Source organism: Klebsiella sp. LTGPAF-6F, assembly GCF_001753185.1.
GTDB classification, from domain to species: Bacteria; Pseudomonadota; Gammaproteobacteria; order Enterobacterales; family Enterobacteriaceae; genus Klebsiella; species Klebsiella michiganensis.
In genome coordinates this window covers 155,083-177,482 of record NZ_CP017451.1, presented here as the reverse complement: position 1 = coordinate 177,482, position 22,400 = coordinate 155,083, and the positions used below count along the sequence as shown (strand labels likewise).

The window sequence follows — 22,400 nt, the reverse complement described above, 5'->3', positions numbered from 1 at the left end:
TGGCATTTTATCAACCAGAAATTCCGGATACCCAAATTAAATTGGTGGCGTAATGAATAAACTCTCTAGCGAAATCACTGATCGCCACCACTTTACATTCATTGATGCTCTCTTCAAGAAAACCCGGCTTAATATCCAGATTCTCTAAATGCACATCATCCAGTGCCCAGACCGCATGCTCGGTATTATTGGGGATCCAGATTCCATAATGCGCCGGGATTATCCAGCATTTGCCGGCGACATCAATTCGCATGCTGCCTTTACGGGCGAAATGAAACTGCATAAAAGAGTGCGAATGCAGCGGAACATGATAGTTGGCTTCCAGGACATAAGAACGGAAATACACGTCCTGCGGCAGCTCCGTAATGGAGTTATCGGGAAATGAATTCCACTGTTTTTGCGCGAGAGTCTCCATAAATAAATCGTCAATGCTCCCGGTGATGTGTCCGCTATTCGATAGATCTTGTCCGCAGATAATAATACATGCATTCAGTTTTCCATAATAATCTTGCGTAACGATTTTTAGCCCACTTTGGTAAATACCATGAACACGCTTTGTTCAGATGCTGTCATCGTCAATGAAACAAATGATAACTGGACCCGAATGGGGAAAGAGCTGCTTTCGCAAGCGGATATCCAGATTAATGGCTCTCGTGCCTGGGATATTCAGCTTCATCATGTCGGTTTCTTTAAGCGGGTACTGCAACAAGGCTCGTTAGGGCTGGGTGAAAGCTATATGGAAGGCTGGTGGGACTGCGAGCGGCTCGATATTCTGTTCTGCAAAATTCTCAAAGCAAAACTCGACCAGCAAATGCCGGGCAACCTGAAAGATATTTTACGCATTGTCAGCGCCCGCCTGTTTAATTTGCAGTCGCGGAGCCGCGCGTGGATTGTCGGCAAAGAACATTATGATATTGGGAACGATCTTTTTGCGCTGATACTGGATCCGCACATGCAATATTCCTGTGGTTACTGGAAAGACGCCACCACATTAGACGAAGCGCAAAATGCCAAATTGAAAATGATTTGTGAGAAGCTACAACTCAAACCGGGTATGCGTTTACTCGATATCGGTTGTGGCTGGGGCGGACTGGCGGAATATGCAGCGCGTCATTATGGCGTGGCGGTCGAAGGCGTCACTATCTCAAAAGAGCAGCAGAAAATGGCGCAACAGCGCTGTGAAGGGCTGGACGTTAACATTCTGCTGCAGGATTATCGTGACCTCGATAAACACTACGATCGCATTGTCTCCGTGGGGATGTTCGAACACGTCGGGCCGAAAAACTACGACACCTATTTCAGCATCGCCGACCGTTGTTTAAAACCGGACGGGCTGTTCCTGCTGCATACCATTGGCAGCAACAAAAAGGGGATGAGCGTCGATCCGTGGATCAATAAATACATTTTCCCGAACGGTTGCATACCGGCGATTTCGCATATTGCCGAGGCCAGCGAATCGCGCTTTGTAATGGAAGACTGGCATAACTTTGGCAGCGATTACGATAAAACGCTGATGGCCTGGCATGAGCGTTTTAATCAGGCATGGCCGGAGCTGTCTTCACGTTACTCCGCCACCTTCAGAAGAATGTTTAATTACTATTTATGCGCCTGCGCCGGGGCTTTCCGCGCCAGAGATATTGAGCTTTGGCAGGTACTGTTTAGTCGCGGCGTCGAGGGTGGCCTCCGCGTTTATCGTTAACGTTCTGCCTGATGCGCGAAGCGCATCAGGCATTTATGACTTAACCCAACTCACTCTCCGCCAGCGCTTTAAATACCATTGCGACGGCATGCGCGCCGGGGTCCATATTACCCAACAAGCTTTCGCTGTTCAGATAGGATGCGCGACCTGCATTGGCTTTGCTCGACAGGCAGGTTCGTTCGGCTCCGGCTTGCGCGGCGTCAAAAGCAGCATGCAGGTTGTGCGGCTGCGCCAGCAGTGAGGTCAGTGCGGGTTGCAGGGCATCTATCATGGTGCGATCGCCTTCGTCTGCGCCGCCGTAGAACTTCATCTGCGCCAGACCTGTATTCAGCGCTTCGGCAACGCTAGCTCCCTGTTCCAGTTTCTGCCCGGCGGCGGTAAAGAAAATAGACATCAGCACGCCGCTGGACCCCCCCATCACCACGGTCAGACGTTCGCCAATCAACGCGAACAGCGTGGCAAGGTCATCCAGCGGAAGCTGCTGACGCTGTAGCAGGCTGGCAATTTCACGCGCGCCGGCGGCAAAGGTTGAACCCGTATCGCCATCGCCGACTTTGGCATCCAGCGCGTTGAGATGTGCTTCCAGACCGGAAAGCGTTCCGGTGATAAGCTCCACAATCCCGGCGACCAGCGCGTTGGCAGAGGGCTGGAATTCCACGCGCGCGCTGCGCTGGGATGATGGCGCGTAGCTGATTTCACGCGGTGGGACGGGAGTCGGCCAGTTGCTGGTTTCCACTGCGGTCAGCAGCGCTTTTTCGATGCTCTCTTCGAGCACGATGGCCGTCAGTGAGAATCCTTTCATATCCAGCGCGGTGACCAGCGAGGCCGGACCAATCAGCCAGTCGATACGCGGGTACAGCGTACTGCTTGCCAGTTCGCGGGTGATAATAGCCATTTCGGCTACGGATACACCGCCAAGATTGTTAATCATCACCGCCACTCTGCCGGTTTCAGGCAGGACCGTCAGCAGTTTATCCACCATCAGGTTGACCACCTGCGCGCTGTTTTGGGTATCGATAACCGAGGCTCCCGGTTCGCCATGAATACCCATGCCCAGCTCTGCATGACCCGGATGATGGCGCGGCGCGGCGTCGGTTTCTTGCGGAAGATGACAGCTGGAAAGCGCAACCCCCAGGCTGAAGGTGTTGTTGGCTGCGTACTGCGCTTCACGCAGGACGGTGGCGAGGTTGTAGCCGCGTTCAGCGAAATAGCCGGCGATTTTATGCACCAGGATGGTTCCCGCAATGCCACGCGGATGTTTGTTATCCGGCAGGGAGATATCGTCACCGACTATCAGCATTTCAACGTTGTAGCCCAGGCGTCGCGCTTTCTCGGCGGCGAGACCGAAATTAAGACGGTCACCGGTGTAGTTCTTCACGATCAACAGACAGCCAGCCTCACCGGTCACTGCCTGAATAGCGGTCAGTACCGCATCCACGCTCGGGGAGGCGAACACGTCGCCGCAGACCGCCGCGGTCAGCATTCCTTTGCCGATAAACCCAACGTGCGCGGGTTCGTGTCCTGAACCGCCGCCGGAGATCACCGCCACGTTATTTTTGTTAAGGTCGCGGCGAACCACGATGCGAATGGCCGGATCGCTCTCCAGACGCGCCAGGTTATTCCACGGGCTGGTGATAATTGTACCGTCGATCACGTCGCTAACGAGATGGGGGCGTTGATTAAAAAAGAATTGAGACATAACGGCTCCTCGAGGTTGAGTGTAAGACAAACCCCCGAATGCATGTTCATGGTGCGGAGGCGATAGAGAGATTCTGGCGAAGTCAGCATGGAAAAAAACAACACGAAAATGAGTTTCATTACGAAACGTGATTGCTGTTTTTTGTTCCGAAATGAAACTTAATTAGGCGAGAAATCATCACAATGCGAACCAGCTCGACTTTTTCCTCCTGCGATCAGAGCAGGCCACACGGCGCAGTCAGTCTTTTTTGCGGGGCTTTACCCAGGATGGCGCGTAATTGGGGAAATTTATCATCGTGTTTGTCGGTGATTTCGCGGTAACGGAACGGATCGAGATCGCAAATCTCATTATTTTTGTGGTTAAGCGTTCCAATATGAAACGCATGTCATTTTTATCTGTTCCATATCAGAACAAAATGACGAAAGATTTTTTTGTACACGCCTCGCCATACAGTTATTACATCGCTCCGGTACGTCCGCTTTCGCCGTCAACATCAGGTTAAACGGGTTAACGCCAGGGCTCACCATGTAAAAACATGTACTTATTTGAGGATGAAAGGAATGCTAAAAGTTATTCAATCTCCAGCCAAATATCTCCAGGGTCCTGACGCTTCTACCTTATTTGGTCAATACGCTAAAAATCTGGCGGACAGCTTTTTCGTGATTGCGGACGACTTCGTCATGAAGCTGGCGGGAGAAAAGGTACTCAATGGCCTGCACAGCCATGACATTAGCTGCCACGCGGAACGCTTCAACGGTGAATGCAGCCATGTTGAAATTAATCGCCTGATTGCCATTCTGAAAAAACACGGTTGCCGCGGCGTGGTTGGGATTGGCGGTGGGAAAACGTTAGATACCGCCAAAGCAATTGGTTATTACCAGAAGCTGCCGGTAGTGGTGATCCCGACCATCGCCTCAACCGATGCGCCAACCAGCGCGCTGTCCGTTATCTATACCGAAGCGGGTGAGTTTGAAGAGTATCTGATCTACCCGAAAAACCCGGATATGGTGGTGATGGATACCGCAATTATTGCCAAAGCGCCGGTACGTCTGCTGGTGGCCGGGATGGGCGATGCGCTCTCGACCTGGTTTGAAGCGAAAGCCTGTTATGACGCTCGGGCGACCAGCATGGCGGGCGGGCAGTCCACCGTGGCGGCGCTGAGCCTGGCGCGCCTGTGCTATGATACCCTGCTGGCGGAAGGCGAAAAGGCACGCTTTGCCGCGCAGGCTGGCGTGGTGACCGATGCGCTGGAACGTATTGTCGAAGCCAACACCTACCTCAGCGGTATCGGCTTTGAAAGCAGCGGCCTTGCGGGGGCACATGCTATCCATAACGGCTTTACGATTCTGGAAGAGTGCCACCATCTGTACCACGGTGAAAAAGTCGCCTTTGGTACGCTGGCGCAGCTGGTGCTGCAGAACAGCCCGATGGAAGAGATCGAAACCGTGCTGAATTTCTGTCAGAAAGTGGGCCTGCCGGTAACGTTAGCGGAAATGGGTGTGAAAGACGACATTGACGGCAAGATTATGGCCGTGGCTAAAGCCACCTGCGCAGAAGGTGAAACTATTCACAATATGCCGTTCCCGGTGACGCCTGAAAGCGTACATGCCGCTATTTTGACGGCAGACCTGCTGGGACAGCAGTGGCTGGCGCGTTAATCGGGCACAGGTAAATTTACCCAGCATCTTCTCCCCCTCTGACAGTCTCTGCCGGAGGGGTTGTCTATGGCAAAACAGCGGAAATGGATATGACGGCGCACACGCATAGCATCGGGCAGGAAGTCTCTTCGGTTCTCGCCCAGTCCTGGCATCGTTGCAGCAAGTTTATGCAGCGGGAAACCTGGCAGGCGCCGCATCAGGCGCAAGGGCTGACCTTTGAGTCGATTTGTCGTCGCAAGACGGCGCTGCTGACGATTGCGCAGGCCGCGCTGGAAGATGCCTGGGAGTTTATGGACGGTCGTCCGTGCGCACTGCTGATTCTGGATGAATCAGCCTGTATTCTCAGCCGTTGCGGCGATCCGCAGACGATAGAACAGCTGGCGGAGCTTGGATTTCGCGACGGCAGCTATTGCGCGGAAAGCATTATCGGCAGTTGTGCGCTGTCGCTGGCGACGATGCCGGGGCAGCCGACAAAAACCTCTGGCGCTCAGCACTTTAAACAGGCGTTGCATCCGTGGTCGTTCTGCTCGACGCCGGTGTTCGATAACCATGGGCGTCTGTTTGGCTCCATCTCATTGTGCTGTCTGGTAGAACATGAGTCCGTTTCTGATTTATCCCTGACGCTGGCGATTGCCAGAGAAGTCGGCAATTCATTGCTGACCGACAGCCTGCTGGCAGAATCCAACCGCCATCTGAACCAGATGTACGGGCTGCTGGAGAGCATGGATGATGGCGTGATGGCCTGGAATGAGCAGGGGGTGTTGCAGTTCCTCAATGCGCGCGCGGCGCTGCTTTTGCATCTCGACGCGCAGGCCAGCCAGGGCAAAAACATTCACGACCTGCTCAATTTGCCCATGCTGCTGCGTCGGGCAATTAAACATGCCCGCGGTCTGAATCACGTCGAAGTCACTTTTGAAAGCCAGCACCAGTTTGTTGATGCTGTTATCACCCTGAAGCCGATTGTTGAGGAGCAGGGCAACAGCTTTATCCTGCTGCTGCACCCGGTGGAGCAAATGCGTCAGCTGATGACCAGCCAGCTTGGTAAGGTGAGCCACACCTTTGAGCAGATGTCGACGGACGATCCAGAAACCCGACGCTTGATCCATTTTGGTCGCCAGGCGGCAAGGGGGAGTTTCCCGATCCTGCTGTGTGGGGAAGAGGGCGTAGGGAAAGAGCTGCTGAGCCAGGCCATTCACAATGAAAGCGAACGCGCCAGCGGGCCGTATATTGCCGTGAACTGTCAGCTGTATGCCAACAGCGTGCTGGGGCAGGATTTTATGGGCAGTGCGCCCACCGATGATGAAAATGGTCGGTTGAGCCGCCTTGAGCTGGCGAACGGCGGCACACTGTTTCTGGAGAAAATTGAATATCTGGCGCCGGAGCTGCAATCCGCGCTGTTACAGGTGATTAAGCAGGGGGTGTTAACCCGTCTTGATGCCCGTCGGCTGATTCCGGTGGATGTGAAAGTGATCGCCACCACTACGGTTGATCTCGCTAACCTGGTGGAGCAAAACCGCTTTAGCCGCCAACTGTATTACGCGCTGCACTCTTTTGAGATTGTTATCCCGCCGCTACGGGCGCGGCGTAACAGTATTCCCTCGCTGATTTATACGCGACTGAATAGCCTGAAAAAACGCTTTTCATACAGCCTGAAGATCGACGATGACGCGCTGGCACAACTGGTGGCTTATTCGTGGCCGGGCAATGACTTCGAGCTGAACAGCATTATCGAAAACATCGCCATCAGTAGCGATAACGGGCATATTCGGCTGAGTAATTTACCTGATTATCTGTTTGCCGAGCGCCCCGGTCTGGAGACCGCGTCTTCCCTGCTGCCAGCCAGCCTGACGTTTACCGCTATCGAAAAAGAGGCGATTATCCATGCCGCCCGTGTCACCAGTGGGCGAGTACAGGAGATGTCGCAACTGCTGAATATTGGTCGCACCACCTTGTGGCGTAAGATGAAGCAGTACGACATCGACGCCAGCCAGTTTAAGCGCAAACATCTGGAGTAGTTTCTTCGATTCTGGCCATTGAGAACAGCGCATCCGACAGCCGGTTGATATAACGCTTGGGTTCATCGCGTAACGTCAGCGTTCTGTCCATCGCGATGAGGATCCGCTCCAGCCGCCGTGCCAGGGTGCGCGCCACGTGTAGCTGTGCCGATGCCAGATTTTTCCCCGGAATGACAAATTCTTTCAGGGGGCCGCTCTGCGCCATATTGCGGTCAATAAGTTGCTCCAGCGCCTGAATATCCTCGGCATTAATCGTCTGCGTTAAGCGGGCGAGACCTTTCTCATCGCTGGCGAGTTCCGCCCCCAGCACAAACAGCATCTTCTGGATGGCATGCAGATCCTGGCGTAATTTTGCCTGGCGCGAGCTGGCATAGCAGACGCCAAGCTGGGAAATCAGTTCATCCACCGTACCGTAGGCGTTAACGCGGATGTCGTCTTTGTCGATACGACTGCCGCCAAACAGCGCGGTCGTGCCTTTATCACCGGTTCGGGTATAGATGCGGTACATTTATTTTATCTCGCTAAAGGGAAGCACTTTGACCAGTTGGCCAGCATTGGCGCCGAGTGTGCGGATGTGGGCTATCCCGGCGGCGATATGCCCGCGGACCAGCGCCCGATCCTCGGGTAGCTGGGCGTGGGTTAGGGCAATATCACCACTGGCGCTGAGGCCGAGACCCACGCGTAGCGTTGAGCTTTTAGCCGCCAGCTTGCTGAGGGCCAGCGCGCAGTCATGCTCGTCGCAACAGATTGTCCGGCAAGGGACGCCTTGCTCTTCCAGCCCCCAGCATAGTTCATCAAGCTCGCGCGTATCCTGCCAGCGTGAGTGATAAAACAGATGTACGCCCGGTGATGAAAGTGACATTGCGCCCCCTTATTGATCAGAATGCCTGACGGAAGATCCCGGCAATTTCTTTCTCGTTCCCTTTACGCGGGTTGGAGAAGGCATTGCCGTCTTTCAGCGCCATTTCCGCCATATACGGGAAATCGGCTTCTTTGACGCCCAGCTCGCGCAGATGCTGCGGAATACCGATATCGGCTGACAGGCGAGCGATGGCGCGAATCGCCAACTCAGCGGCATCCATGGTGGACAGACCATCGGTGTTCTCACCCATAAACTCCGCGATGTCGGCAAATTTCTCCGGATTAGCGATCAGGTTATAGCGTGCCACGTGCGGCAGCAGGACGGCGTTTGCTACGCCGTGCGGCATGTCATACAGACCGCCAAGCTGATGCGCCATCGCGTGAACGTAGCCAAGGTTGGCGTTGTTGAAGGCCATACCCGCCAGCAAAGAGGCATAGGCCATGTTCTCGCGAGCTTTCAGGTTGCTGCCCAGCGCTACGGCCTGACGTAAGTTGCGGGCGATCAGACGAATTGCCTGGATAGCGGCGGCGTCGGTAACCGGGTTGGCATCTTTTGAAATATAGGCCTCAACGGCGTGAGTCAGGGCGTCCATTCCGGTTGCCGCAGTCAGTGGCGCAGGTTTGCCGAGCATCAGCAGTGGGTCATTGATGGAAACCGACGGCAGGTTGCGCCAGCTGACAATCACAAACTTCACTTTGGTTTTGGTATTGGTCAGCACGCAGTGGCGGGTGACTTCGCTGGCGGTACCGGCGGTGGTATTCACCGCGACGATCGGCGGCAGCGGATTGGTCAGGGTTTCAATCCCGGCATAGCTATAGAGATCGCCTTCGTGCGTCGCTGCGATGCCGATGCCTTTACCGCAGTCATGCGGGCACTGTTGCAAATAGTCGGTGGTGATAAACTTATCATCCCCTTTTGCTGATGGAGCTGCACATGAACCCATTCAAAGGCCGGCATTTTCAGCGTGACATCATTCTGTGGGCCGTACGCTGGTACTGCAAATACGGCATCAGTTACCGTGAGCTGCAGGAGATGCTGGCTGAACGCGGAGTGAATGTCGATCACTCCACGATTTACCGCTGGGTTCAGCGTTATGCGCCTGAAATGGAAAAACGGCTGCGCTGGTACTGGCGTAACCCTTCCGATCTTTGCCCGTGGCACATGGATGAAACCTACGTGAAGGTCAATGGCCGCTGGGCGTATCTGTACCGGGCCGTCGACAGCCGGGGCCGCACTGTCGATTTTTATCTCTCCTCCCGTCGTAACAGCAAAGCTGCATACCGGTTTCTGGGTAAAATCCTCAACAACGTGAAGAAGTGGCAGATCCCGCGATTCATCAACACGGATAAAGCGCCCGCCTATGGTCGCGCGCTTGCTCTGCTCAAACGCGAAGGCCGGTGCCCGTCTGACGTTGAACACCGACAGATTAAGTACCGGAACAACGTGATTGAATGCGATCATGGCAAACTGAAACGGATAATCGGCGCCACGCTGGGATTTAAATCCATGAAGACGGCTTACGCCACCATCAAAGGTATTGAGGTGATGCGTGCACTACGCAAAGGCCAGGCCTCAGCATTTTATTATGGTGATCCCCTGGGCGAAATGCGCCTGGTAAGCAGAGTTTTTGAAATGTAAGGCCTTTGAATAAGACAAAAGGCTGCCTCATCGCTAACTTTGCAACAGTGCCCGTCCTTCTGCCCTGAACGAAGAACAAAAACAGGTCGTTATTGAGCGTATTAATTTAGGCTTAAGCATCAGCGCCATTGCCCGAGAATTTAGTACTACCCGGCAAACTATACTTCGAGTAAAGGCCAGATCCAAACTGTCATAAGACTGGCCTCTATTTGACCCAATTATCAAAGGCGTTAGATTGATTTTACGTGTATTGAAAACTGATTTAGCTCGTTAATAATGCACTCAGGTTCTTCACTGAAAGGCATGTTGTTCAAATCTAAAACCCCATCATTTTTTTGAGGGTTATCTGCCTGCAAGTCCTTAAAGAGAGGCGTAAAATCCAGTTGCGCTTCGCCTCGCTCAGCGACCAACTCAAACGTTTTATTTGTTGCTGCATCGTTACTCAACGCACTGACCAGAACCTGGGCGATTTGTTTTCTGGATATCACACCATCTTCCGGCGTTCCTGCATGGCGTCGATCCCCCTGGAGCATAACGATTCTGTACTCATCATCATTGTTGTAATCAAACCAGCCGGGCCTGACTATGGTATAGGGATGACCACTCGCCCTGACCAGACGTTCGGCACGTCTTTTCCAGTCATGGACCTCAGTACGTTGATTCCAGGTGCTGAGCCGCTCAGTCACGCCAATCGTGGTCATCAGGCTGATACGAACAGGCGTATCCTTGAAAATTCGTAAAATATTACGTACTCCGCCGTAATCGATCGCTCTGGCACCAATACGACCCTGACCATCGGAACCGAGCGTGAAGATGATGGCATCAATATCTTTCGGCAATTCGGTGAGTGTTTCCGGCATTGAAACATCGCCGTAAAAAACATCTGTTCCACGAGGAAGCCATTTTACTTTGCGTTTATTTCTGACCAGCGCTACAGGCTGATGGCCCATTTTGATAGCAGTGTTGACGACATGAAGGCCAATACTTCCTGTCGCCCCTGCAACAAGTATTCTCATGATAAACCTACTGATAATTCAGACTTATTTTTGATACGGTCAGAATATCAATTATCATTAATGTAAGTAATGGGGCTAAAATGATTGTGTCTATGAACACCCTTCATGAGTACGCAATGAAGGGAATACCCCCATAAGGAAATCGCCGATGCTCAAAGAAAATTTCAACGAACTGCAAATCTTTCTTGTGGTGGCAAGGGAGCGAAGTTTTACCAAAGCAGCGGGTAAACTGGGCGTTTCTCAGTCTGCACTCAGCCACGCGATGAAGGCCCTGGAGGAAAGGCTGAATATTCGCCTTCTGACCCGCACGACCCGAAGCGTTGCCCCTACGGGAGCCGGTGAGAGAATTATTGCCTGCCTTGAACCTCGCATTGCCGATCTTGAACAGGAACTGGAATCGCTTGTTCAACTGAACGGCACCGCCTCCGGCAATATCCGTTTATCTGCCGGGGAGCATGCCGCGCGAAGTCTGGTATGGCCGAAGCTAAAACCCTTCCTCAGGGAATATCCCGAAATTAATCTCGAACTGGTGGTTGATAACGGCTTTGTCGATATTGTTGAGGGGCGTTTTGATGCCGGGATCCGCCTTGGCGAAAGTGTGGATAAGGATATGATTGCGGTAAGAATTGGGCCGGATATGAGAATGGCTGTGGTAGGAGCGCCGTCTTATTTCGCTGCAAATCCTGCACCTGAAACGCCGCACGAGCTACAAAATCACCGGTGTATCAATATGCGCCTGCCGACAGCCGGTGGGCTTTACCACTGGGAGTTTGAGAAGGAAGGGAAACCGTTAAGGGTCAGAGTGGAAGGGCAGGTCACGTTTAATCTGCAGGCGGAAAGGATTGATGCGGCGTTATCCGGTTTTGGTATCGCCTGTATACCTGAAGACAGGGTGCAGGATTATATAAAGTCAGGAGAGCTTATTCAGGTTCTGCATGACTGGTCTCCATCTTTCCCCGGATATTACCTCTACTACCCGAGCCGTAAGCAGCATCCGCCCGCTTTTGCGCTGATGATCGATGCACTTCGCTACCAGGAATAACGGGTCCGCCAATCTCAGCGGACCCGTCCGGATATTAACGGCCTACGCGAGCCTGGTGCTCAGGAGAGTAACGTTCGCCGACGACTTTAATCGTTTCAAGCGCCTGGGTTATCTGCAGTGAGTCATCCTGAGAAAGAATGATGTCGGCAGCCCCCAGGTTTTCTTCCAGCCGGTGCAGTTTCGTGGTTCCAGGGATAGGCACAATCCACGGCTTTTGTGCCAGCAGCCATGCCAGCGCGATTTGTGCAGACGTCACACCTTTCTCTGCCGCCAGTTCACCCAGCAATGAGACCAGCTTTTCATTGGCTTCAATCGCCTGCCCGGCGAAACGCGGCACTGTGCTGCGGTAATCATCCTTCCCAAAAGTGGTTCCTGGCTTAATCGATCCCGTCAGGAAGCCTTTGCCTAATGGGCTGAAGGGAACGAAACCAATACCCAGTTCCTCCAGTAACGGCAGGATCTCCCTCTCAGGCTCGCGCCACCACATGGAGTATTCGCTTTGCAGGGCAGTGACAGGTTGAACGGCATGCGCACGACGAATGGTTTGCGCACCCGCTTCGGACAGACCGAAATGTTTAACTTTGCCTTCAGCTATCAGGTCTTTTACCGTACCCGCAACATCTTCAATCGGGACATCCGGATCGACACGGTGTTGATACAGCAGGTCAATGACATCAGTCTTAAGACGGCGTAACGATCCTTCCACAGCTTCACGGATATGCTCCGGACGGCTGTTTAAAATCTGCTGCTTGTTGTCCGTACCGAAGGTAAAACCAAATTTGGTGGCGATGACCACACGGTCACGAAACGGTTTTAAGGCTTCGCCAACCACCTCTTCATTAAGAAAGGGTCCATACACTTCAGCGGTATCGAAGAAGGTGACGCCACGTTCAACCGCGGCGCGAATGAGCTCGATAGCCTGACGTGTATCGGTCGCCGGGCCGTAGCCGTGACTTAATCCCATGCAACCGAGCCCAAGCGCGGAGACTTCGAGTCGGGATTTACCCAGATAACGTTTTTGCATTGAATGAATACCTCTTTTATCGCGACTTAAACATCAAGTTTGCGGCCAGTCAGCCATTCCACCATCGCCGGGTCGCGGTGAGAGAAGAAGGCGCTAGTTGCGGTGTCGAGGGCGGCAATTTGCAGCATATCTTCAGCGCTAAGTTCAAAATCGAGAATGTTGATATTCTCTTCCATGCGTTCTTTGCGCACCGATTTCGCCAGTGAAATGATGCCTCGCTGGAAGATCCAGCGCAGCACAACCTGACCCACGCTTTTGCCGTACTTCTGCCCAATTGCCGTTAACACGGGATGCTGGAACAGGCCATTTTTACCCTCAGCAAACGGTGCCCAGGCTTCCGGCTGAATATCATGGCTTTGATTCCATGGAACGGCATGCAGCTGCTGGTTGAAGGGATTAACTTCAATCTGGTTCACCGCAGGGGCCACTTTGTTGAAGGCGATAAGGTCGGCCAGACGGTCAGGATGGAAATTGCTGACACCAATGGCGCGAATTTTGCCTGCCTGTTGCAGTTCTTCCATGGCACGCCATGCCCCATGGACATCGCCGTAAGGCTGGTGAATCAGATACAGGTCGACGTAATCAAGTTGCAGTCGATTCAGGGAGCGTTCGAACTGTGCTTTAGCGCCTTCGTAATTGGTATCCTGTAGCCAAAGTTTGGTCGTTACAAAGAGTTCGTTACGCGCTATACCGCTTTGTTTCAGAGCATTCCCGACCTGGGTTTCATTCTGGTAAGACGCAGCGGTATCGATCAGGCGGTATCCCGTATCGATGGCATCAATAACGGCTCTTTCGCATTCAGCGGCATCAGACATCTGAAACACACCAAAGCCCAGCAGGGGCATTTCAATCCCGTTGTTCAGTTTTACAGTTTGCATGACGTTATCCTTCAGCTGTTGTGTAGGAAAAGCATAACGCAAAGTGATTTATTCGATTAGATGGGGTAATTAGCTAGGGTTTATTAGATGTATTCATTAATTTGGGATGGGCTGGCGGTCTGCTTTATGCGCGAAGCAGACCGTCACATTGAACGCTTTCCGTCAGGATTTGGCCACTTTATTTTTTATAAATATGATGTTTGTATCGAGCCTTCAATAACGAAGGCTCGCTATTATCTCGTCCTACTGGAGTTTTTTTTCTTTAAGGAACTGACTAACCAAATCAGCAATCTGCACATTATTTAAATCAGAGAACGGGAAGTGGGTATTCCCTTTGATTCCCACTTCAGGCAGATGCGTCACCGTCACATCCCCGCCATGCTTGTTCACCACGTCACGCCACTCGCGGGCCATCGCCAGACGTACGCGCCAGCTGTCCTGTGCGGGCATGGAGACAGGTTTATCCGGAATGTTATCGCCGTAAATGATCAGAATCGGGATTTTGGTCAGAGCTATAAACTGCTCCATCGGCACCGGCTCACCCTTCAGCGTGTCGAACGCGCTTGGCATAGGGGCCGGGAGTTCTTTTTCAGGGAAGACAAAGCTGCTGCCAGGCTCAAAAGCGACAATGGCTTTGACCTTGTTGTTTATCATCGCCGTGTACCAGCCAGGTCCGCCGCCCTGAGAGTGGGTGAAGAGGATTGCCGGGCCGGATTTATCCACGACGGCGGACATCGCATCAGAGATAACATTGATATCAAACGGCCCGGTATTTGGGGTCATCTGACGGAAATACTGATTCAGTGCTTCTTTGTCGTGAGAGAACTGAACGCCCTTAAAATACTCTGGCCACACGCCAACGCGGAACTGGTTGAACCACATCTGTTCATCCGGTTTAGGCGTAACAGTACCTTCTACAGTAGTGCGTCCGGCGCTGCCCCGGCGTGGCTGATCGACAAGATAAGTTGAGAACCCGCGACGCAGGAAGATGTTCTGGAACCCTTCGCGACCATCCGGGGTACTTTCCCAGGTACGGGAGAACTGACCTGCGCCGTGCAGCATGACGATAGGGTATTTATGCGGATTCTCCGGGATTTGGTAGAACACTGAGGCATGATCGCCATGCCAGGTTTGGCCAGCAGAATCCAGCGGCTTTTTTGCATCAAATGTTCCTGGTGCGGTGATGATAGTGCCACCAGCAGAAAAGCTTCCCTGTTCCTGAATGACCAGCGGCTCGGCGTATACCGACTGAGCCATCAGGCCACCCGCCATTACGCAGATGGCCAGCGTTTTTAAGATTGTCTTCAAGATTACATCCTCTGTTATGTTTGCCGTTCAATCATATCTGAGTTGTCAGCGTTAATTATTTAGCACCCCTGATTGCCCTTATTTGGCAGACTCATGAATGCGGACGATTAACTGCGTATTGTCTCTAACCAGCTGGTGACCGTTTCAGTGGTTCTTCGCTCCTGGTCGCATTCAATGACCAGCGGTTTTTCCCGACGTGCAGTCGGGGCAAGACGGGTAAGGATGTCGTCGCTGGCTCCTTTACCGTAGCCACCGTGAGTAATGAAGGGGATGAGTAATTTGCCCGCAAGGTTGTGGCTGCTGAGAAATGCTTGCACTACAGGCGGCACGCTGGTCCCCCAGATCGGAAAGCCTAAATACACGGTCTCGTAGCGTGAGATATCTGCAACGCTATTTTTTAATGCCGGTTTTGCACCTCGCTCACGCTCTTTTTTCGCCTGTTCAACGGTCTGAAAATAGTCTTCCGGATAAGGTGTAGCCGGTTCGATTTCAAACAGATCGGTATTCAGGCTGCGGTGAATGACGCCCGCAATCACCCGTGTATTTCCGCTGCGGGAAAAGTACGCCACCAGAACACGGCTTTTACACTGCACGTTTGCGGTTCCGGTCGCAACTGAGGCAAAAGCAACGTTCGCCAGCGTCAGCCCGGCAAGTGCGGTGATTAACATTCTGCGGTTGGGATCATGCTCCATAATCCACTCCTAATTGTTTGCGAGCGCCTGCTGCAGCGCCTTTTCAGCTCGCGTTGCTGCATCACTTTCGCCATGTTCACGCAGAACCTGTGCCAGCTGGCGCAGCTGCGACGCCGTCAGGCCGACCCGCATGCTTGCTCGCGTATGCGACAGCAGTTGTGATTCGACGCCCGGCGTGGCCGCTAATGCGCCAACCGTTGCCAGCTCGCGGCTTTGCCAGTCGAGGTTATCACGGGCGAAAATGTCGCCGAAAAGGTGCGTTTGCAGGAACTGGTTAATCACCGGGGCAAAATCAAACAGTGGGCCCTGGACGGGAGCGCCTGAGATTTTTGTCTGGTTTGCGGTACCGACACGGCGAAGCTCATCCCCGACAGGGATCGGGGCAACCGGTTCTTTACCCTCAACGTCTTTGATACCACGTTGTTTACGTTCTTCGACGACCTTCATCAGTTCACTAAGCGCATTCAGGCTACGGGGGAAGCCCGTATAGGCATAAAGCTGGACGAGAATCTCTTTGGTTTCGTTTATCGTGAGCCCTGCGTCAAGACCCTGATTCAGGGCTGCATTCAGCTTATCCATCTGGCTGCTGGCCATCGATGCCGCAATCAACGGGATGGCCTGTTGGCTGGCTGACAGCGTATCTGAAACCGTTTGTTCGTGGTTCATTTCTGAGGCTCCTTTATTGACGGACGCAGCATGTGCCGCGAGACCAAAACCAAAGGTCAGCAGTACCGCTGCCGCTAATGTTTTAATGGGCGTGGTATTGTTCATCTGTCACTTTCTCCATCCAGTTAACGCTTTTGCCATCCACAATCCCGGTTATTGCCAGATGCGTCATCGCGCTGCCGGGTGCCGCCCCGTGCCAGTGTTTGACGCCCGCCGGGCAAGAGACAACGTCACCGGCGCGGATAACCTGCACCGGCTGGCCTTCTTGTTGGGTAAGCCCTACACCCGAGGTCACAATCAGCCGCTGACCTGCCGGATGCGTATGCCAGGCGGAACGGGCTCCAGGCTCAAAGGTGACATAAGCCCCGGAAACAGGGATGTCGCTATCTGGCTTGAAGAGAGGATCAACCCGGACGCGACCGGTAAAGTTCTCGGCGGGCCCATATACCGTGTTCTGACTTCCTGCGGGGGCGATATGGACAGCGAGATTTTGCTCCGCTGCCCAGGATGAAAATGCGAATAGGGGCAGTAATAGCCCGAGATAACGTAAATGTCTGATCATGCAAAGCGTCCTTATCAATGAAGAGGGGATTGCCTGCGATGATTTTATCGGGAGGGTAATGACGTCAGGCTGACGCCCCCCTGACAATTCTGTCAGCTAACCCGGGTCCCGGCTCAGTACCGGATTGAGCATTGTCTGCCGCTTTATCCGCTTGTAGAGCAAAGGTGAGGCCAAAAGTATTGATGCCTCCTTCACTACGGGCAAAGACATCTCCCCGGTGCATAATGGCGACGGCACGCACGATCGACAGGCCCAGCCCATGGTGGGTATCACTCCTGGCCCGGGAGGTGTCAACGCGATAGAACCGCTCGAAAAGCCGGTGTAAGTGCTCTGGTGCTATTGGATCGCCCGGGTTTGACACTTCAACACAGGCTTGATGACCGGTTTCGCTTAACCGCACCGTAACCGTACTGTTGGAGGGGGAGTGTCTTGCGCTGTTTTCCAGTAAATTGGCCAGTGAACGGTGGAACAGTCGTCGGTCGATGTCCGCGGTGACGTCGCCCTGAACATCGAGAGAGAGCTGTTTTTCAGCAAAAGAGGGTTCCACATACTCCGCTGTTTTTAGGGTTTCTTCGCGCAGGGACACCTGCGTAAGCTGGGAAGCATGTTCACCCGCATGGGCATGGGACAGGAACAGCATGTCGTTAACGATAGACGTCATGCGTTCAAGTTCTTCCAGATTGGAACCCAGTAACTCTTCCAGTTCATCCTGCGAGCGTCGGCGCGAAAGCCCCAGCTGCGTCTGGCCGATCAGGTTAGTCAGCGGAGTCCGGAGTTCATGCGCAACATCGGCATTAAAGCTTTCGAGCTGCCGCCAGGCGACCTCCTGCCGTTCCAGCACGCCATTAAAAGATGATGCTAACTGCTGTAATTCGTCAGGTAATGCTTCGGTATTCAGGCGCTGACCATGGTCCCCGGGAGCGAGTTGCCGGGCCTGTTTACTGAGCGCCCCAACGGGACGAAGACCGATCCTTGACACGACGTATCCCAGTAAGGCGACAATCACGACGCCCAGTGCGGTAATGATCAGCAATGTCCGCGTGAACGCATCGAGTGTGCCCATATACGGCGTGGAGTCGATGGCAACCACATAGCGCAGCTCAGGCCGCTCACCGTTGGCGGGGATCGTTTTCACTAACAGAAACAGCGAGCATGCACCTTCTGATGCGCCGGGCACTTTATTAAAGCCTTCCCGCAAAGAAGACCACTGAACACCTACCGGTGGTGTTCCCCCCATGCTAAAGCGTGGGTTATCGCTCACTATCCAGTAGCGAACGCGTTCACCTTCAGAATTGGTTAATACGGTAAATTTATTGGCAAGCAGTGACCAGCCGTCAGCAGAGGTTCGTGCGGTGATCCACGGACTCATTAATGATTCGCGGAACAGCAGCTCGTTGTGCATCTGCTTTTGCAAAGAGTCATGCAAGGAGCTTCTGAGCAGGATGCCGATAACGGAAACAATCAGTAGCGCGGATAAGGCAAACATCAGCGCCAGGTGAACGGAGATGGAACGCTTAAGCATGCTTATCCCCTTCATTTATTCGGACCGGACTTCGAGGACATACCCCATGCCACGAACGGTATGTAACAGCTTGATATCGAACGGCGCATCCACTTTGGCCCGAAGTCGTTTAATGGCCACTTCAACCACGTTGGCATCGCTGTCGAAATTCATGTCCCATATCTGCTCCGCAATCATCATTTTTGACAGAATCTCTCCCTGATGCCGGGCCAAAAGGCTCAACAGGGAAAACTCTTTCGCGGTCAGCTCCAGCCGTGTTCCGGCGCGAAATACGCGACGAGCCAGCAGGTCGAGATGCAGATCGTGAATTTGCAGCTGGGTGATGTCTGCGCCATCCGTAGCGCGGCGGCGCACCAGTGCCTGAATACGCGCCACCAGCTCAATCAGCGAGAAGGGCTTGGGCAGATAATCATCCGCGCCAAGGCGAAGCCCTTTAACGCGTTCATCGACCGAACCCCGAGCCGAGAGCATCAGCACCGGCGTCTGTTTGGCTGCTCGCACACCCTCAAGTACCCGGTAACCATCCATCCCCGGCAGCATTACATCCAGTATTATCGCGTCGTAGTCGAACTCCAGCGCGTAATGAAGTCCTTCCGCGCCATCTGCAGAGATATCTACCGTAAACCCGGACTCACCCAGCGCACGGGAGAGATAGGTTGACGTTTTTTCTTCATCTTCGACTAACAACAGGCGCATAACGGGACTTCCTCTTAACTTTTCATTGGTGCTTCAACATCGGAATAAACCTGTACGGCATCCGGCAGACGTTGCCCCTGGATAGTGATGGCATCCAGTGAGCGGGTGAGCTCGGTCATCTCAGCGGAAGTCAGCGATACGCCGGTAGCCGCTGTGTTTTGCAGCATATGGTCTTTATTGGTGGTGCCAGGGATGGGGACAATCCAGGGTTTACGCGCAAGGAGCCATGCCAGAGCAATCTGTCCCGGTGCCGCATTTTTTCGTATTGCCCAGGATTTCAGTAGTTCAACCAGCTGTAAGTTGTGTGGCAAGTTTTCAGGCGAGAAACGCGTTTCTGTCGCGCGGAAATCACCGGCAGCGAACCGGGTATTCTCATCAATCCAGCCCGTTAAAAATTGCACGCCGAGTGGGCTCCATGGCACGAACCCAATGCCCAGCTCTTCACACACCGGAAATACCTGCTTTTCAGGGCCACGCCAGAGCATGGAGTATTCACTTTGCACGGCGGTAACGGGTAATGCCGCATGAGCGCGTCTCAACGTATTGATGCCCATTTCAGACAGACCCCAGTGCAGGACTTTCCCTTGATCCATTAAATCTTTCACCACACCGGCGACATCTTCGATCGGGATCTGTGGATCAACCCGGTGTTGATACAGTAAGTCAATACGATCGGTACGCAGGCGTTTGAGCATATTGTCGACGACCTGTCGGATATGCTCAGGTTTGCTGTTAAGGCCCGGCAGACGCTTACCCGTCTGTTGGTCAATGTTCCAGCCAAACTTGGTGGCGATAACAATTTTGTCCCTGAACGGGGCGACGCCTTCCCCGAGAATTTTTTCGACTTCAAACGGGCCGTAGGCTTCAGCAGCGTCAAAGAATGTTACTCCTTCATCCAATGCCCGGTGGATAACATTGATCATCTCAGGACGCCAGGGAACGGAGGTGTCGTATTTACGACTCATGTTCTGCACGCCCAGACCGACGGCAGAAACTTCCAGCTTCCCGAGTTTACGCTTGCCCGGAGCAGCATTGCGTTGGCTGGGTTGTCTGGATGAATCGACCTGAGAGGATTGGCTCGCCGCTGATACGTGCGGAATCAGCGAGGCGGCGGCAATACCGGCCCCGGCGACTAATAGCTTGCGCCGCTCTGGCATTGTTGGGGCATTCTGTCTTTTCATTGATCGCTCCGTTTCTCAGAAAATTGAACATGAATCTCATTTAAGCGAGACCATTCTGCCTTTCGATTGCCAACATAAAGCTGACGGCTACCTGACAGCGCTGTCAGAATTGCTTTCCCATCCCAGCCTGTTTCCTGACAAAAATGTTATTTCCCTGTCACGATGCTGACAGCCCTCTCCGCCTAATCTGAGCCTGCAAATTTGATTCTGCGGGCCTGTATAACCAGGTCGACACTCATCGGGAGAGACCATGAAATTCACGCTTATCAGTGCAATGCTACTCACGGCAATGGCCGGAGTGACCTCAGTCAATGCGGCTGATTACAAAAAAAATCCATTCACACTCGTCTATGACGGTGCCATAACTGAGAACGTCAAAGGCAAGGTCAACATTCATCCCGTGAAATACGATCTGCATGGCATCCAGATTGCTGCGAATGTCTATACCCCTGCTAACTACGATCCCGCCAAAAAATACCCTGCTGTAGTGGTGGCACATCCTAATGGCGGCGTAAAAGAACAGGTCGCCGGGTTGTATGCTCAGCGTCTTGCCGAGCAGGGATACATCACGATTACCGCCGATGCGGCGTATCAGGGCGCTAGCGGTGGGATGCCGCGCAGCGTGGATAAACCTGCTAATCGTATCGAGGACATTCACGGCATGGCTGACTACATCAGTCAGTATCCTGGTGTAGATACCGCCCGCCTTGGTCTGCTGGGTATTTGCGGAGGCGGCGGGTATTCACTTGTTGCGGCTGAAACTGACAAGCGGTTCAAATCGATAGCAACCATCAGCATGTTTAATTCAGGCCTTGTGCGCCGCAACGGTATGCAGGATTCACAGCTGGATACTATCCAGCAGCGTCTTCAGCAGGCTTCTGACGCACGTGCTCAGGAAGCAGCCGGAGGAGAAGTGCTCTACTCCGGCGATGCCAACCTGACTGATGAACAGATTGCTAAATTACCTTTTGCCTTGTATCGCCAGGGCTACGAGTACTACTGGAAAACCCACGCGCACCCGAATTCCACGTTTAAATACACCACCAGCAGTCTTCTGGATTTGATGAGCTTTGACGTAACGGACCATATCAATCTCATCAATAAACCGCTGCTGATGATTGCCGGTACAAAAGCGGATACGCTCTATATGACTGAAGACGCGTTCGCGAAAGCCACTGGTACGAAGGACAAAGAACTCTTCCTGATCGATGGCGCTACCCATATCGAGACGTATTGGGTGCCCAAATACGTTGACCAGGCAATGCAAAAGTTAGACGTCTTCTTCAATAAGAATATTTAGTTAGCCTCCGATGATGCCCCAGCCGCGCAGGCTGGGGTATGCCCATCAGCTGTAGCCATTTTCCGCTTGCGTGTTCACGCGATAGACCCAGATTAACGAAGTTGCGGTTAAAGATAATTACGCTGCTTAAATAGGCGCTATGAATAGAATTCATAGACCTAATCTGGAACCGGGAATGGAAACGATGAGACTGATGTGACAGGATGGATCTGGATAGAGTGAATCATTCACTTCAAATTACTTTCAGGCGGAGAAGCAAATGAGTACGCAAGAGCCAACATTTAGTCAGGTAGTAAAAAACAGGTACTCGGCAAGAGCCTTTCTTCCATCTCCTATCCCCAGCGATATCCTCAAAGACATTTTGCTCGAAGCGCAATGCGCACCATCCAACTGCAATACTCAACCCTGGTCCCTGCATATTGTTGCAGGAGATAAACTTCGTGAATTAAGCCACGCACTGACGGAAGATCTGAGGGCGGGGAACTACAGTCTTGATTTTACCTTTGATAAAGAAGCTTATCCCGAGCCATTCAGGCAACGGGCTTCGGAGCAGGGGCGCTCGTACTATCAGGCACTGGGCGTTGCGCGGGGGGATAACTTAAGTCGCTCAGAAGTGGTCGAGCGTAATGTGAGATTTTTCGGCGCGCCTCATGTTGCTCTGCTGTTCATTCCTGCTGTAGGGGACAACGTTCGCGTAGCCTCTGACGCCGGTATGTATGCGCAGACATTCCTGCTTTCCCTGGCAGCTCGCGGTTACGCAGGCGTTCCACAGGCAGTGCTGAGTTATTTTGCCAAAACGGTGCGTCGAATATTAAAAGTTCCTGAGGGTTTCCGGCTGCTTTACGGTATTTCTTTTGGGATCCCAGATAAAACGCATCCCTCCCTGAGTTACAGGGAAGGGCGGGTATCTCTGGACGAAAGTGTCGTCTGGCATCAATAACG

The 22,400-nt window shown here is 53.0% G+C and carries 21 protein-coding genes and 2 pseudogenes; 8 read left to right on the top strand and 15 right to left on the bottom strand.

Annotated elements, in window-relative coordinates; translation table 11 throughout:
• Positions 1 to 10: 10 nt before the first annotated feature.
• Positions 11 to 415, bottom strand: a complete 405-nt coding sequence (locus BJF97_RS29780; protein WP_226650518.1) for an AraC family ligand binding domain-containing protein — start codon at positions 413 to 415, stop codon at positions 11 to 13.
• Positions 416 to 544: 129 nt separating this feature from the next.
• Between BJF97_RS29780 and cfa the strand changes: the two genes are divergently transcribed.
• Entirely contained in the window at positions 545 to 1,699 is a 1,155-nt protein-coding gene (gene cfa / locus BJF97_RS29775; protein WP_047935058.1) for a cyclopropane fatty acyl phospholipid synthase, read from the top strand.
• A 40-nt stretch (positions 1,700 to 1,739) separates the two neighbouring features.
• Here the strand turns inward: cfa and BJF97_RS29770 are convergent, their stop codons facing one another.
• Positions 1,740 to 3,398: a glycerone kinase gene (locus tag BJF97_RS29770; protein ID WP_016243888.1), complete on the bottom strand. Its 1,659-nt coding sequence runs from the start codon at positions 3,396 to 3,398 to the stop codon at positions 1,740 to 1,742.
• 560 nt (positions 3,399 to 3,958) lie between these two features.
• Between BJF97_RS29770 and BJF97_RS29760 the strand changes: the two genes are divergently transcribed.
• Complete coding sequence (locus BJF97_RS29760; RefSeq protein WP_070083062.1) at positions 3,959 to 5,056, top strand: glycerol dehydrogenase; 1,098 nt, start codon at positions 3,959 to 3,961, stop codon at positions 5,054 to 5,056.
• An 89-nt stretch (positions 5,057 to 5,145) separates the two neighbouring features.
• Positions 5,146 to 7,071 carry a dihydroxyacetone kinase operon transcriptional regulator DhaR gene (dhaR, locus tag BJF97_RS29755; RefSeq protein ID WP_070083109.1) on the top strand — a complete coding sequence of 642 codons (1,926 nt, stop codon included), beginning with the start codon at positions 5,146 to 5,148 and terminating at the stop codon, positions 7,069 to 7,071.
• On the opposite strand, the gene BJF97_RS29750 is transcribed toward dhaR, so the two are convergent.
• The 3 genes and pseudogenes from BJF97_RS29750 to dhaT form a co-directional block, all read right to left on the bottom strand.
• Positions 7,049 to 7,579 (bottom strand): cob(I)yrinic acid a,c-diamide adenosyltransferase, encoded by a 531-nt coding sequence (locus BJF97_RS29750; protein ID WP_070083061.1) that lies wholly within the window; start codon positions 7,577 to 7,579, stop codon positions 7,049 to 7,051. The genes dhaR and BJF97_RS29750 overlap by 23 nt on opposite strands.
• Positions 7,580 to 7,933, bottom strand: a complete 354-nt coding sequence (locus tag BJF97_RS29745) for a glycerol dehydratase reactivase beta/small subunit family protein (protein ID WP_070083060.1) — start codon at positions 7,931 to 7,933, stop codon at positions 7,580 to 7,582.
• Between the two features lie 16 nt (positions 7,934 to 7,949).
• A pseudogene (gene dhaT / locus BJF97_RS29740) lies at positions 7,950 to 8,804 on the bottom strand (1,3-propanediol dehydrogenase); the annotation flags it as partial.
• A gap of 62 nt (positions 8,805 to 8,866) precedes the next feature.
• Here dhaT and BJF97_RS29735 point away from each other — a divergent pair.
• On the top strand, positions 8,867 to 9,571 hold the full coding sequence (locus tag BJF97_RS29735; RefSeq protein ID WP_001067855.1) for an IS6-like element IS26 family transposase: 705 nt from the start codon (positions 8,867 to 8,869) through the stop codon (positions 9,569 to 9,571).
• Between the two features lie 52 nt (positions 9,572 to 9,623).
• Positions 9,624 to 9,767, top strand: a pseudogene (locus tag BJF97_RS33425) (helix-turn-helix domain-containing protein); the annotation flags it as partial.
• A 34-nt stretch (positions 9,768 to 9,801) separates the two neighbouring features.
• Here the strand turns inward: BJF97_RS33425 and BJF97_RS29730 are convergent.
• The gene (locus tag BJF97_RS29730) at positions 9,802 to 10,587 is read right to left on the bottom strand and encodes an SDR family oxidoreductase (RefSeq protein WP_060544642.1); all 786 of its coding nucleotides are present in this window, start codon (positions 10,585 to 10,587) and stop codon (positions 9,802 to 9,804) included.
• Positions 10,588 to 10,735: 148 nt separating this feature from the next.
• Between BJF97_RS29730 and BJF97_RS29725 the strand changes: the two genes are divergently transcribed.
• A complete protein-coding gene (locus BJF97_RS29725; RefSeq protein WP_060544641.1) occupies positions 10,736 to 11,629 on the top strand; it encodes a LysR family transcriptional regulator in 894 nt (297 codons plus the stop codon).
• A 34-nt stretch (positions 11,630 to 11,663) separates the two neighbouring features.
• Here the strand turns inward: BJF97_RS29725 and BJF97_RS29720 are convergent, their stop codons facing one another.
• The 9 genes from BJF97_RS29720 to BJF97_RS29680 form a co-directional block, all read right to left on the bottom strand.
• On the bottom strand, positions 11,664 to 12,653 hold the full coding sequence (locus BJF97_RS29720) for an aldo/keto reductase (protein ID WP_070083059.1): 990 nt from the start codon (positions 12,651 to 12,653) through the stop codon (positions 11,664 to 11,666).
• 26 nt (positions 12,654 to 12,679) lie between these two features.
• On the bottom strand, positions 12,680 to 13,531 hold the full coding sequence (locus BJF97_RS29715; protein WP_060544639.1) for an aldo/keto reductase: 852 nt from the start codon (positions 13,529 to 13,531) through the stop codon (positions 12,680 to 12,682).
• Between the two features lie 243 nt (positions 13,532 to 13,774).
• The gene (locus BJF97_RS29710) at positions 13,775 to 14,839 is read right to left on the bottom strand and encodes an alpha/beta hydrolase (protein ID WP_070083058.1); all 1,065 of its coding nucleotides are present in this window, start codon (positions 14,837 to 14,839) and stop codon (positions 13,775 to 13,777) included.
• 107 nt (positions 14,840 to 14,946) lie between these two features.
• On the bottom strand, positions 14,947 to 15,531 hold the full coding sequence (locus tag BJF97_RS29705) for a flavodoxin (protein ID WP_060544637.1): 585 nt from the start codon (positions 15,529 to 15,531) through the stop codon (positions 14,947 to 14,949).
• 9 nt (positions 15,532 to 15,540) lie between these two features.
• Positions 15,541 to 16,302 (bottom strand): carboxymuconolactone decarboxylase family protein, encoded by a 762-nt coding sequence (locus BJF97_RS29700; protein ID WP_060544636.1) that lies wholly within the window; start codon positions 16,300 to 16,302, stop codon positions 15,541 to 15,543.
• The gene (locus tag BJF97_RS29695) at positions 16,280 to 16,759 is read right to left on the bottom strand and encodes a (R)-mandelonitrile lyase (protein WP_060544635.1); all 480 of its coding nucleotides are present in this window, start codon (positions 16,757 to 16,759) and stop codon (positions 16,280 to 16,282) included. Before BJF97_RS29695 ends, BJF97_RS29700 begins: the two co-directional genes overlap by 23 nt.
• Before the next feature lie 64 nt (positions 16,760 to 16,823).
• On the bottom strand, positions 16,824 to 18,281 hold the full coding sequence (locus BJF97_RS29690; RefSeq protein ID WP_060544649.1) for a heavy metal sensor histidine kinase: 1,458 nt from the start codon (positions 18,279 to 18,281) through the stop codon (positions 16,824 to 16,826).
• Between the two features lie 15 nt (positions 18,282 to 18,296).
• A complete protein-coding gene (locus BJF97_RS29685; protein ID WP_060544634.1) occupies positions 18,297 to 18,977 on the bottom strand; it encodes a heavy metal response regulator transcription factor in 681 nt (226 codons plus the stop codon).
• A 14-nt stretch (positions 18,978 to 18,991) separates the two neighbouring features.
• Positions 18,992 to 20,158, bottom strand: coding sequence for an aldo/keto reductase (locus tag BJF97_RS29680; RefSeq protein WP_172970609.1), 1,167 nt, complete (start codon positions 20,156 to 20,158; stop codon positions 18,992 to 18,994).
• A 250-nt stretch (positions 20,159 to 20,408) separates the two neighbouring features.
• Between BJF97_RS29680 and BJF97_RS29675 the strand changes: the two genes are divergently transcribed.
• Together BJF97_RS29675 and BJF97_RS29670 are read left to right on the top strand one after the other, a co-directional pair.
• Positions 20,409 to 21,458, top strand: coding sequence for an alpha/beta hydrolase (locus BJF97_RS29675; protein ID WP_021571251.1), 1,050 nt, complete (start codon positions 20,409 to 20,411; stop codon positions 21,456 to 21,458).
• A 259-nt stretch (positions 21,459 to 21,717) separates the two neighbouring features.
• Positions 21,718 to 22,398: a nitroreductase gene (locus BJF97_RS29670; RefSeq protein ID WP_070083056.1), complete on the top strand. Its 681-nt coding sequence runs from the start codon at positions 21,718 to 21,720 to the stop codon at positions 22,396 to 22,398.
• The last annotated feature ends 2 nt before the right edge of the window (positions 22,399 to 22,400 follow it).